General features: G+C 40.6%; 8 protein-coding genes. All 8 read left to right on the top strand.

Translation table 11 applies throughout. The features are described 5' to 3' along the window. Nucleotides 1-2 precede the first annotated feature (2 nt). The 8 genes from H9565_RS08310 to H9565_RS08275 all read left to right on the top strand — a co-directional run bounded on the left by H9565_RS08310 (nt 3) and on the right by H9565_RS08275 (nt 13,839). On the top strand, nt 3-1,130 hold the full coding sequence (locus tag H9565_RS08310) for a FecR family protein (protein ID WP_215438762.1): 1,128 nt from the start codon (nt 3-5) through the stop codon (nt 1,128-1,130). Between the two features lie 93 nt (nt 1,131-1,223). After that, nucleotides 1,224-4,646, top strand: a complete 3,423-nt coding sequence (locus tag H9565_RS08305) for a SusC/RagA family TonB-linked outer membrane protein (RefSeq protein ID WP_215438761.1) — start codon at nt 1,224-1,226, stop codon at nt 4,644-4,646. A gap of 10 nt (nt 4,647-4,656) precedes the next feature. Further along, nucleotides 4,657-6,174, top strand: coding sequence for a RagB/SusD family nutrient uptake outer membrane protein (locus tag H9565_RS08300; protein ID WP_215438760.1), 1,518 nt, complete (start codon nt 4,657-4,659; stop codon nt 6,172-6,174). A 62-nt stretch (nt 6,175-6,236) separates the two neighbouring features. Next, nucleotides 6,237-7,571, top strand: a complete 1,335-nt coding sequence (locus tag H9565_RS08295) for a sulfatase family protein (protein WP_215438759.1) — start codon at nt 6,237-6,239, stop codon at nt 7,569-7,571. 11 nt (nt 7,572-7,582) lie between these two features. Then, nucleotides 7,583-9,025, top strand: coding sequence for a sulfatase family protein (locus H9565_RS08290; RefSeq protein ID WP_215438758.1), 1,443 nt, complete (start codon nt 7,583-7,585; stop codon nt 9,023-9,025). Between the two features lie 217 nt (nt 9,026-9,242). Continuing rightward, the gene (locus H9565_RS08285; RefSeq protein ID WP_215438757.1) at nt 9,243-10,346 is read left to right on the top strand and encodes a glycoside hydrolase family 88/105 protein; all 1,104 of its coding nucleotides are present in this window, start codon (nt 9,243-9,245) and stop codon (nt 10,344-10,346) included. A gap of 31 nt (nt 10,347-10,377) precedes the next feature. Next, on the top strand, nt 10,378-12,294 hold the full coding sequence (locus H9565_RS08280; RefSeq protein ID WP_215438756.1) for a hypothetical protein: 1,917 nt from the start codon (nt 10,378-10,380) through the stop codon (nt 12,292-12,294). A 21-nt stretch (nt 12,295-12,315) separates the two neighbouring features. After that, complete coding sequence (locus H9565_RS08275; RefSeq protein WP_215438755.1) at nt 12,316-13,839, top strand: sulfatase; 1,524 nt, start codon at nt 12,316-12,318, stop codon at nt 13,837-13,839. Nucleotides 13,840-13,860: the final 21 nt, after the last annotated feature.

The following is a 13,860-nucleotide window of genomic DNA, read 5'->3' as shown; positions in this document are numbered from 1 at the left end:
CAATGGATTTCAAACTCATAATAAAGAAAATTAACAACACCCTAACCGTAGAGGAAAGTAAAATTTTCGAAGCGTGGCACAATGAATCCGAAGTTCATCGAAACTACTTTGATAGGGTGAAAAATAATTATTCAAAGGGAGCTGATATAGTCGATGTTAAAAAAGGATGGACCAATGTTTCTGCCAAGATAAAAGAAAAGCGTTATTCTTCTTATAAATATGCAGCTGCCATCGCCTTACTTTTTTCAACCATCCTTACTTGGTATTGGAATACCGAAAATATCCGAACAACGCCTCCCATAGAATCAACCGTAATCCATAAAAAACAGGATCATATTGGTTCGGATAAAGCCACACTTACCTTAGAAGACGGATCAGAAGTACTTTTAGAAAGAGGGGAAAGTTTTGAAACTAACAAAGCGTCAAGTAATGGGGAACAGTTAGTCTACAATAAAAATAGATCTCCAGAGAAAAGCACAGGTAAAAATACACTTACTATCCCTAGGGGAGGTCAATTTTTCTTAATTCTCAACGATGGAACCAAAGTATGGATCAACTCTGGAACACAAATAAAGTATCCTGTAGCCTTTACCGCTAACGAACCCAGAGAAATAGAATTGGTACATGGCGAGGCCTATTTTGATGTGTCCCCGAGTACAGAACACAATGGCTCTCACTTTATCGTAAAAACCGAGGGTCAGAAAATAGAAGTTTTGGGCACGGAGTTCAACATTAAGGCCTATGATGACGATGACCATATATCCACAACTTTAGTAGAAGGCAAGGTCTTGGTTAAAAACGGAGATGATTCAAAGAACCTTACTCCCGGCCATCAATCAAAAATCGACCGTAGCACAAATAAACTAGTCGTTTCTACGGTAGATGTGTACAATGAAATATCATGGAAAGATGGACTTTTCAGCTTCAAGAACCAATCGTTAGAAGATATTATGAAAGTGCTTTCTCGCTGGTATAACGTTGATGTAGCCTTTGAAAACAAAAGTATTAAAAAGTTGACCTTCAATGGTATCTTTAGAAAAAACCTAAAACTTGACCAAATATTAAAAATCATTCAGAACACCAACGAAGTTAATTACGAAATAAAAGGAAAAACCATCACTATGAAGTAAATCTTAAAAAAGGGAATGGAGTCTAGATCGGGAAAATTTAAATCTCCACCCCCCGAAATCATTAATTAAAAAATTTAACTAACATTCAAATTTATGAAAACTAAACCAAATGGGACTCCCCTTGGCTATGTCAAGTCATCCCTACTTTTAACTATGAAAATTTTCATCTTTTTCTTTTCGGTCCTTGCATTCGGGTTTACCGCAGAAAAAGGATTTTCACAAAACAAAAAAATTACGTTTACCGAAGATGTCCGGCTTTCAATCGAAGAAGTGCTTGAGGTTGTTAAAAAGCAGACTGATTATAATTTTATATATCGATCGGATTTGTTCGTCGGTAGTCCGCTTGTCGACGTTAAAAAAGGTACAGTTAAGGTTGGAGAATTGCTCAATAGGTGTGCAACCCTAACCGACCTTGAATTCAGATTTGATGATAGCGGATCTATCTTCTTGCAGAAAAGCCCAAAAACTGTCCCTAATAAAATAGTGCAACAACCGATTACAGGTACCGTAACCGACTCCGGTGGTGTGCCATTACCAGGTGCTAACATAGTGGAAAAGGGCACTACAAATGGAGTTACCGCAGATTTTGACGGTAATTTTTCCATGAAGACATCCAATAACGATGCTATTCTAGTGGTTTCCTATATTGGATTCGCTACAAAAGAAATTCCCGTAAACGGCCAAACAAACATGGTAATAACATTAGAAGAAAGTGCTGCAGGTTTGGATGAAGTAGTTGTGGTAGGGTATGGTTCGCAAAGCAAAAAAAAGATTACCTCTGCCGTTTCCGAAGTTGATATGGGCGGGGTACAGGATATGCCGAACTCTACTTCAGGACAAGTTCTCCAAGGCAGGGTTTCCGGGGTTACAATTAGTGAAAGCAATGGTTCCCCAGGGGCATCACCCAGTATTAGGATACGTGGCATAAGCTCTATTAACGCAGGTATAGAACCCTTAGTGGTTATAGATGGTTTTCCGGTAGGTAACGGTATACCCCAGAGTCTTAACCCCAACGATATTGAAAAAATTACGGTTCTTAAAGATGCCGCTTCTACTTCTATCTATGGTGCAAGGGGAACTAACGGTGTGGTATTGATACAAACACTGAAGGCCAAAGAAACAAGGAGTGAATTTTCCTATAGTGGGTCGAGCGGATTTCAATCGGTACCTAGCAATTGGCGTCCTCAAACACTGAACGCGCAAGAATATGCGCAATACAATATAGAACGGGTTCAAGAAATCAATGAAAGAAGCGGGAACAACAGTCCCGTTCCCCAAATCTACCTAGATGCTCTTAACAACTCTCAGAACAGTGGTACCGATTGGCAAGACTTACTAATGCGCAGTGCCCTTTTTCAAGACCACAACCTTACATTCAGGGGGGGCAACGATAAATTTAAAGGCGTAGTTTCAGCCGGCTACTTGAATCAAGAAGGAGTTTTACTTAAAACTGATTTTTCTAGGTTATCACTAAGGGCAAATGCGGATGCCACCATTAACGATTGGTTAAAGGCAGGAACCAATATGTTCGTTTCCTATTCTAACAATAATTCAATTCCGGAAGATGGGTCTCGCGGTGTTCTAATGAAGGCCATAACAGCAAGTCCTCTACAGTCTCCCTTTGACGAAACAGGAGAACTGAAGCCATATATACCCGCTGATTCACCAGGCTACTTTGCATATGCAAATCCGATATTCCAAGCGGAGTCCCTTACTAATAATAGGGTAGAAAGAGATATAAATGCGAGTTTCAACCTAGATATGCAAATTCTTCCAGGCTTACATTACAAACCTCAAATTTATGGAAGATTGTTGACCCGTGAAGTTAACACATTCACCCCAAGTACTATTGGTAGACATGCTATCGGCAATGCTTCGAATCTTGCCCCTGGGGCTCCCCCCTTTGTAAATTCAGGTGCCAATCAAAAGAGCGATATTACCAATTGGGGTATTGACAATCTTTTGTCTTATGATATTGCAATTGAAAACCATTCACTCAGTGCCTTGTTAGGCTACACTGCCCAAAAGCAAACTGGCGAACTCTCTACCATTAATGCTAAGGGTTTTCCTAGTGATGTCACCCTGAATTACTTAGAGGCCGCCGAAGTATCGGCAGCGATTACCGATCTGACCAATTGGTCATTAGCAGCATATTTTGCCCGCTTCAGCTACGATTACAAATCGAAATACTTAGCAGAAATCAATTTTAGAAGAGAGGGTTCCTCTAGGTTTGGAAATAACAACAAATACGGGAATTTTCCTTCTGCTTCAGTAGGTTGGAGAATCTCTGAAGAGCAATTCTTTCCTCAAGACTTTCTAATGAACGAGCTCAAACTAAGGGCAAGTTACGGTATAACGGGTAACTCGGCCATTGGCGATTTCGACCGGTTCGGGACTATTATTTCCACTCCAAACCTGAACAACCTTGACAATAATTTCAATTACGTATTGAATGATAATATAAAGGTCGGTAAATCGTTGACCTCGCTAGGTTCTAAAAATTTAAAATGGGAAACTAGTAAACAATTGGATTTGGGGCTTTCTATGGGCTTTTTCAATGATGCCATTACCTTAAATGCCAGCTATTTTGAAAAAACTACTGAAGATATGCTCTTCAACTTGTCAATACCAAGGGCGTCAGGATTTTCTTCAACGAGAACCAATATTGGGGAGATGGTAAACAAGGGGGTTGACCTTGAGTTGAGCGGACGGGTAAATAGTGGTGATTTTTCATGGAAAAGTAACTTAAACCTATCGTTCATTAAAAACGAAGTCACCTATCTTCCTGAAGAAATATCCCAGATTATATCTACATGGAATATCACCCAAGTAGGATTGCCTGTAGGTTCTTTAAGAGGATATGTTATCGATGGAATTTTTAACACCCAAGAACAATTAGACGACCCCAATCTACACGGATGGCCAGGCGCCAAACAATTAGGGGCATACATCTATCGAGATGTAGATGGCGACGGGGTAATCAGCGGTCTCGATAGGGACCATATTGGAAACCCCCACCCCAAAACAATATTAGGTTTCAATAATGTCTTTAACTACAAAAACTTCTCTTTATCCATATTGGCCACGGGCGCCTTTGGTTATCAAATTATCCCACAACTAAACGAAGTTCTTTACAATGAAAAAGGGCGATGGAATGTAAGTTCTGAGTTCTTGAATAGGTGGCGGTCTACCGAAGATCCCGGTGACGGTCTAATTCCCTCCATACACTACCCTGGGCAACATGCTGCTTCTAACCTCTGGCTAGAGAAGGGTGATCATTTATGGATCAAAAATGTAAGTATGGGCTATCAAGTACCCGATTCTGCTTTAGAAAATGTGTTCATAAGAAGTCTCCGGTTTAATTTCAGTGTTCAGAATTTAGCCAAATTCACCAGTTATTCTGGCTGGAATCCACAAGTGAGCAATTTTGGCAACAACCCGCAAAGACTAGGGGTTGATGACTTTTCCTATCCCATAAATAGAACCTACACCCTAGGTGTCAACATTAATTTCTAAAACATTTGAAATGAAAAAATATAATTCAATTCGCAAGTCTACAAACATCTTACATATAGTTCTAATCCTATTTTTTTCAAGTTGTAGCGATGAGTTTTTAGATATTACTCCCAATCATTATTTGACCGAAGGTAATTTCTATCAAACGGAAGAAGATATTGACCAAGCCGTTCTAGGAGTTTATGGCAGTTTACAGGATTATGTGCTGTCTGCGCATTTTCTTGAAGAAGGGCGATCAGATAACACTATGTATGACAACCTTTTAGACCAAGGCTCATTGGGTGGCGGAAGACAATATGGTTTTTTAGATCAGTTTAAGATGACTTCTGATGCAGGTCCAGTGGCAGACGCTTGGAATGGTATTTATAGTGCGATCAAAGACTGTAATGTTACATTGGAAAACCTTAGCAAAGCCGATATCGATCCCGTTTTAGCACAAAGATCAGAAGCCGAACTTCGTTTTTTTAGGGCTTTCTATCATTTTGTAGCCGTTAGATATTGGGGAGATGTACCCTTACTGTTAGCACCTATAAACTCTGCAGAAGAAGCCTTTGCCCTTCAAAGAAATCCAATATCGGAGGTATACGGGGCAATCATAGAAGATGCTGAATTTGCGATTTCGAATCTACCACAAAACTACTCGGGCGACGATATTGGTAGGGTTACACAAGGAGCCGCAAGAATGCTCTTGGCTAAAGTATATTTAACCCGAAAGGACTATTCCAATACCGTGCAACAACTGAATACAATCGTTTCTTCTAATCAATATTCACTGCTCACAGATTACGCTGCTATTTTTGACCCAGCGAATAAAAATCATAATGAATCGATTTTTGAAATCCAGTTTAAAGAAGGGTTTGAAGGGGAGTCCAGTAATTTCATATATCAATTTGCTCCCGTGGGATCAAGGGGAGTTGTTTTTTTAGGACCTGAGAGCGGACCTGGAAGAAACATCCCGACTACCGATATGGTCGAGGCCTATGAACCTAACGATTTGAGAAAAGATATATCGGTGGCCTACTTCGACAGAAATCCGAGTCCATTGTACTATATCAACAAATACAACCATGATACGGACCCAGATTTTTCGCGCACACCGAACAATTGGCCATTGTACCGTTATGCCGACGTCCTTTTAATGTTGGCGGAAGCAATAAACGAACAAAGTTATCAGACAGGGACTCCATTTAACTTACTGAATATGGTCAGAACCCGCGCAGGGTTGGGAGAATTAACCTCTACGGATTTACCCGACCAAGAATCATTTAGAAATGCTATCGCTCAAGAGAGAAGAGTTGAACTTGCCTTTGAAAACCATCGTTGGTTTGATCTCTTGAGAACCGATAAAGCAATTGAGACAATTACAGCTTTTGGAATCAAGGAAAAAGCCAACCCCACTTTGACCCCTCCCGATTTTATAGCATATGGTGCCGAGTCTTTTGCTATAACCCAAGAAAAGTTATTGTACCCTATCCCTAACAATGAATTAGACTTAAACCCCAACCTTACACAGAATCCGGGCTACTAACGCATAATGTTACTTTTTTATATAACGGAGTATGCAAACAACACCATAAAGTAAAGAACAAAATGAAAAATATAACACTGCTAACATCAATAATATTAGCAATAACTTGTTTAACTTCTTGCAAAGAAGTTAAACAAGTTTCAAAGGAAAAAACAGGAGAAAAACTTCCCAATATAGTTTTCATTTTATCCGATGACCAGGCTTGGACGGATTACGGATTCATGGGACATAAGTTTATTGAAACTCCTAATCTAGATAAATTCGCCTCTGAGAGCAGAACTTTTACCCGTGGTTACGTGCCAACATCACTATGCTCACCTTCGCTCGCATCGATAATTACAGGAGTGTACCCACGTGACCATATGGTTTTGGGTAATGACAGAGTTTTACCAGGTAATGTTGTAGAGAATAACAGGGCTTGGGAAATGCCTTGGAGATCAAAAAATTACAACCACGTCATCGAAAACTTCAAACAGTTAGAAACTTTACCAAAAATGCTGAAGGACAAAGGCTATGTATCGTTTCAAACCGGAAAATGGTGGATAGGCAATTACGCCAATGGAGGGTTCGATTATGGCATGACCCATGGTGATCCCGAACGAGGAGGTAGACATGGAGACTATGGCCTGGAAATAGGAAGAAAGGGCATGGACACTCTTTACAGTTATATTGATTTGGCCTTAGAAAAAAAGAAACCTTTTTTTGCTTGGTATGCCCCATTTTTACCTCATTCGCCACACAATCCACCGGATAGTCTCTTACAAAAATATCGGAAGAAAGCGCCGTCTGAGTATGTTGCCAAATACTGGGCTATGTGCGAATGGTTCGATAATACCTGTGGAGACTTAATGGACTACATTGACCAAAAAGGGGAAATGGAAAATACATTGTTCGTTTACGTTTGTGACAATGGATGGGTACAAAATGAGAACAATTCCAACTACAACCCTATTTCTAAACAAGCACCGTATGATTACGGTTTGAGAACCCCGATTATGTTCAAGTGGAAAGGAAAAATCACACCCTACCATGACGACCGCTCATTGGTCAGTAGTTTAGATATGGTTCCTACAGTACTGAGTTTATTGGGGATTGAACGCCCCAAAGCCCTCGACGGTATAAATGTTTTAGATAAAAATGAACTTGAAAACCGAAAAGCAATTTTCGGAGAAATCTATAATCACGATTTCAATACCGTAGAAGAAAGTCTAAAATATAAAATGGTAATGACGGATCCTTACAAGTTAATTGTCCCCAATTCCAAAAATAGACCTAACGAAAAAGTTCAATTGTTCAATATTTATGAAGACCCGTTAGAGCAGACAGATATAGCGGATGAAAACCCTTCCATAGTTGAAGAGTTAAAGAAAAAAATAGAAGAATCTTGGAAAAACTGATTACAAAACTTATGAAAAAAACGTGCTATTTTATTTTCGCAGCAGTTTTAATTGCTTTTAGTTCCTGTAAAAACAATAAGAATCTTAAGGAAACCCCTAAGAACGGTATTAGACCTAACGTCCTCGTTATCCTAACGGACCAATGGCGGGCTCAAGCAACAAGCTATGCTGGAGACCCAAATGTAAACACTCCTAATCTAGATGAACTGGCCTCGGCAAGCGTAAACTTCAAAAATGCAGTTTCTGGTATGCCCGTATGTTCTCCCTTTAGGGCTTCACTTTTAACTGGTCAACGTCCATTGACCCATGGGGTCTTTATGAACGATGTTCAATTAGATACCAATGCGGTAACAATTGCCAAAGTATTTAATAAAGAAAATTACGATACTGGCTATATTGGCAAATGGCATTTGGACGGGCACGGCAGGCTTCAGAATGTGGTCCCTGGCAAAAGAAGACAAGGATTCAAATTCTGGAAGGGCAACGAATGTACCCATGACTACAACAAATCGGTATATTATGATAATGAAGACCCGAACAGAAAAATCTGGGACGGGTACGATACCTTTGAACAAACCGATGCGGCCATCGACTATATTAAAGAAAGAAAATCTTCCGACAATCCTTTTATGATGATTCTTTCTTACGGCACACCACATGCGCCGTACCATACGGCACCGGAGGAATATAGAAATCGATTTGACCCAGATAAGATTCAATTACGTAAAAATGTCCCGGACAGTCTCAAAGCAAGGGCTAAAAAAGATTTGGCCGGCTATTATGCCCATATCGCCGCAATCGACGATATGATAGGTAAGCTCATCAAAAACCTAAAAGACTCCGGTAAGTACGACAACACAATTATTGTTTTCACCTCTGATCATGGCGATTTACTAGGCTCTCATGGCGCATACAAAAAGCAACAACCCTATGAAGAGTCTGCCCGGGTCCCTATGTTATTCCGCATCCCACAACAACTAAAAATTCAAAAAGGAGAGCGAGATGCATTGATGAATTCAGAAGACATTATGCCAACCATATTAGGCTTGTGCAATATTTCTATTCCAAGTACTGTAGAAGGAATAAATTATAGGCCCTATATGGAAGGAAAGGAGCAGGTAGGTGACGTAACATTACTGACATGCGTACAACCGTTTGGGCAATGGAACAAGGTACAGCATGGTGCCAGGGAATATAGAGCTATTAAGACACAACGATATACTTATGCCAGGGGTTTAACAGGACCATGGCTTCTTTTTGATAATAAAATCGACCCTTATCAACTGAACAACCTTGTGGGCAATGAAGGGTATACTTCAGTACAAGACGATATGGAGAAATTGCTATATCAACGATTAAAGGAAACGGGAGATGAATTTCTTCCCGGTCTGGAGTACATAAAAAAATGGGGATATACAATTGATGAAACCGGTACGGTTCCCTATACACATTAACTATACCTAATTTAATTCGATTAAAATAAAGGGCTGCTCGAAAGAGCCGCCCTTTATACTTTAAAACGAAGTCTTAATAGTATGGAATGACAGGATAGCACAGGATGCAAATTCCCCAAAACCCCACTAAAATTGTTATTCCATTTGTGCTTCCTTTTCTTTTTCAGAACTGAAGCATCACATCGGGCGTTTTGAATAAAATCAAAAAATCAATCCTATGAAAACAATCAAATTACTACTCGTCACATTTTTCACCATTCATTTCTGTAATGCCCAAAAAATAATCCCTGACGAAGTCAAAGACATCATGAAAAAGGTGGCTGACTGGCAAATGGACCACATCAATGACAGTTATAGTAATAAAAAACCTCATCATCCTTTACATTGGACAAACGCAGCTCTTTATGTAGGAATGGCCAAATGGGCAGAAATGGCCGACGATGACACCTACTACAATTGGTTGAAGGGAATCGGCAATCAAAACAACTGGCAATTACATGAACGCAAATATCATGCAGATGACCATGCCGTTGGCCGAATGTATGCGGCATTGTATAGAAAATATAACCAAAAAGAGATGTTGGAGCCCACTATAGAACAATTCAGCTTTCTTATGCACCACCCTGCCAATACCAAATTGAACTGGGCCACACCCTACCACCAAGACCGTTGGAACTGGTGTGATGCCCTTTTTATGTCTCCACCAGTTTGGGCCGACTTGTACAACATAACCGGAGAACAAAAATACTTAGATTTCATGTTTGAAGAATACAAGGCTACTACCGAATTCTTGTTTGATAAGGAGGAGCACCTATATTATCGTGATGAGAGGTTTAAAGGAAAACTAGATAAAGGGACCAAAATATTTTGGGGACGAGGGAATGGTTGGGTCTATGCTGGCCTAGCCGATATTCTATCGAATTTAAAACCTCAAACCAAGGAATACGAATACTTCTTGGACATTTATAAAAAAATGTCTAAAAAACTCCTTGAATTACAGACTCCAGAAGGACATTGGGCCATGAGCCTATTGGGTCAAGAATTCTATCCAACACCAGAAAGCAGTGGTTCATCCTTTTTTGTGTATGGTCTAACCTGGGGCATCAATAACGGAATATTAAAAGGCAACAATTATAAAAAAGCCATAATCAAAGGATGGAACGCCATGGCCAGTTATGTGGATGATAATGGCATGCTGGGGTATGTTCAGCCCATTGGTGCCGCTCCCGGTAACGCCAGCCCAGACAAGACGGAAGTGTACGGTACTGGAGCTTTCTTAAGTGCAGGTTCCGAAATTTACAAAATGGTAAAGGGTCAGTAGAAAAGGTAACCCAAAAAAAAAATCGGCTCTTATGAAACGAAAAGAATTTTTACAACTCTCCAGCCTAGGCTCCGCCGGTCTTACCCTATCTATGGGGCCATGGTTCAATTCATGTTCCGATAAGGTTACCAAAGAACATTCTTTAGAGTTCAAAAAACTCGTTTATGATCTTTTAAAAGATTGGTGCGACGGGCTTATCCGAACACAAATTATTAATACGGACAACCCAGAAGTACATGGTATGTTCAAATGTCCGGCATGCAACAAGGTCCACGGACGAATGATGGATGCCGTATATCCTCTTCTGGCTATGGCAAAGTACACGGGGGAACAAAAATATCTCAACTCAGGTATTGCCGTGATGGAGTGGGCCGAAAATGTAACATTGCCTAGTGGAGCGTGGTCCAACGATCTTAATCCAAAATCTTGGAACGGCATTACGGTATTTGGTGCCATTTCGCTAGCCGAAGCTTTACAGTACCAAGGAGATTTGCTCGACGAAGAACGACGTGAACGATGGACGGATAGATTGGCCAGAGCCGCAGATTTTGTTTACAGAAAATTCCCAACGATAGATGTGACCAACGTAAACTATGGAGCCACTACCATTTACGCTCTCAACCTCATTGGAAAGATGCTCAATAAGCCAGAATACCTATCCCGTAGTAAGGAACTAGCGAAAACCATCAAAACATATTTCACAAAACCGAATAATTTTTTATACGGTGAGGTAAAACCAAGTGCACATAAATTAAGCGCCAAGGGACTGCATGGAGTAGATTTAGGCTATAATGTAGAAGAATCTTTAAACAACATCGTGCTTTATGCCGTGCATGAGAACGACACCGAACTTCTTGAACTATTGAATAAATCCCTAAACACCCATTTAGAATTCATGTTGCCTGATGGGGGGTGGGACAACGGCTGGGGAACACGAATGTTCAAATGGACCTATTGGGGCAGTCGCACTTGTGATGGCAGTCAACCTGCATTGGCACTTATGGCCAACCGTAACCCCGCTTTGGGCACGGCCGCGGTAAAATATACCGAATTATTGAGACGCTGTACCCACAACGGATTATTACATGGTGGCATTCACTATGCTTCGCACGGTATTAAACCTTGTATACACCACACGTTCGCCCATACCAAACCATTGGCCCATTTATTGGATAATTGGAACGAATTACCCAAAATAAACACAGCCGCCCCCCTACCTCGAAGTACTGCTGATGGTATAAAACACTATAAGGAAATAGACACAAGTCTTTTTGCCCGTGGAAATTGGAGAGGAACCGTAACCGCCTATGACGCTATTTATAAGGACGGGTATTACCGTCAAGCTACGGGAGGAGCTTTGTCTTTATTGTTCCATACCAAAGTAGGGCTAGTGCTAGCAGCAAGTATGGCCAAATATAAGTTGGTAGAGCCATTAAACCAACAACCCAATCCTGGAGAAGATTTTCCGTTTACCCCAAGAATAGAAACCGTACATAATGACGAATGGAGCTCTAATATTTTTGATCGTGCTGCGACTATTTCGTCCGAAGATACCAATGGACAGATTCTAATAAATGCGCAATGCCAATTAAAAAACGAGTACAACCAAGCTGTTGAGGCTACCGCCTCGGACTTTGATTTAACTTATGAATGTTCGGAAAGTTCTTTACGAATAATTGCTAAAACCGATCAGGAAATTATTTCGAGAACCTCTTTTGTACTACCTATTATTTCTCCTAGCAGAGAGACGATCACACAACTCAATACGAATGAGCTTACCGTACAAAAACCAGAAGGTTTGGTAAAAATCACTTCAAATGTCCCCCTCACCATAAGGGAAACGTCTAAAGAACGTATCTTTAATATGGTTCCCGGCGCCGAAGCTATTCCTATCATGGCCTATTTTGACAAAAACAAAGTGGTAGAACTAACAATTGAAATCTTCTAAAGGCCCTATAAAATTCACCTTATGAAAAATGGAGTATTTTTCGTTCTTTTCTTAAGTTTATTATGTTTATTCGCCTGTAAGGAGAAAGGGGAAACAAAAAAAAACATAAAAACAGAACATCCTAACGTAGTATTCATTGCTGTAGACGACCTGAATAATATGATCGGAATACTCGATAAGTATTCGGGCTCCAAGACCCCCAACATAGACCGATTGGCCTCTAGAGGGGTGATTTTTTCCGATGCGCATTGCCAAGCCCCCTTGTGCGGCCCTTCAAGGGCTTCATTAATGACAGGTCTACGACCATCAACCACCGGCATTTATGGCATGATATCGGATGAAAAAATACGTTCTGAGAACAATCCCGCAACAAAGGATATTATAATGCTTCCCGAATACTTTAAGAAAAATGGCTATCATACCATGGGGATTGGCAAATTGTTCCATACCCATGCCCCAAATGAAGTTTTTGACGAGTCTGGCGGCAGGAAGAAGGGTTTTGGACCTTATCCCGAGAAACGATTTGTTTGGGACGGTTTCGGTTCCTCCGACCGTAAGAAATATGGAAGAACAAGTACAGATTGGGGTGCTTTCCCAGAAGCCGACTCATTGATGCCCGACCACCAATCCGTAAATTGGGTCAACGAGCGTTTAAAGAAAACCTACGACCGTCCCTTTTTTATGGGAATAGGTTTCTTACGGGTACATGTACCACTTTATGTGCCACAAAAGTGGTTTGACCTCCATCCGCTCGACAGTATAAAAACCAGGCCCTATCGGGCAGATGATTTAAACGATGTTCCTCCTGTGGCATTACAAATAAACGATTTGCCTATGATGCCCTCTACAGATTGGGCCATTAAAAGTGGAGAATGGCCAAAAATCATTCAGGCATATTTGGCTTGTATCAGCTATGTGGATTACGAAATAGGAAGACTGTTAGATGCACTTGATGAAAGCGAACACGCCAATAATACCGTTATTGTTCTTTGGTCCGATCATGGCTATCGATTGGGGGAAAAAAGCACCTTCGCCAAGCATGCCCTTTGGAATGCGACTACCAAGACACCCTTATTATTTGCAGCCCCCAATTTACCTAAAGGAAAAGTAATAGATAAACCCGCGGAGTTATTATCCATTTACCCTACTCTTTTGGAACTGTGCGGACTACCGGCTTATGAAAGAAACGAAGGAAAAAGTCTTGTCCCCTTAATGAATGATAACGATCTAAATCCCCATTTTGCAATCACAACCTTTGGGATGAACAATCATGCCGTCAAGTCCAAGCAATTTAGATACATTCGCTACGAAGATGAAACGGAAGAATTATATGATCATAAAAATGACCCCAACGAATTCACCAATCTAGCGAACCACCCTGATTACCTAAACATTACAAGGCGTTTAAAACAACATCTGCCCACTAAAAATGCCATTTGGGACGATAATTCATCCTATACTTTTCAACCTTATTTTGTTGAACAAAAGACAAGAACTAACGGCAAAGAGATGACAGATGTAAAAGTAATTGGAGCGCCCCAATAACTAAAACAGGGTAATCTCCCA

Source organism: Zobellia russellii (genome assembly GCF_018728565.1).
Taxonomy (GTDB): domain Bacteria; phylum Bacteroidota; class Bacteroidia; order Flavobacteriales; family Flavobacteriaceae; genus Zobellia; species Zobellia russellii.
The sequence above is the reverse complement of the archived record's forward strand: the minus strand, read 5'-3'. Positions and strand labels throughout refer to the sequence as shown.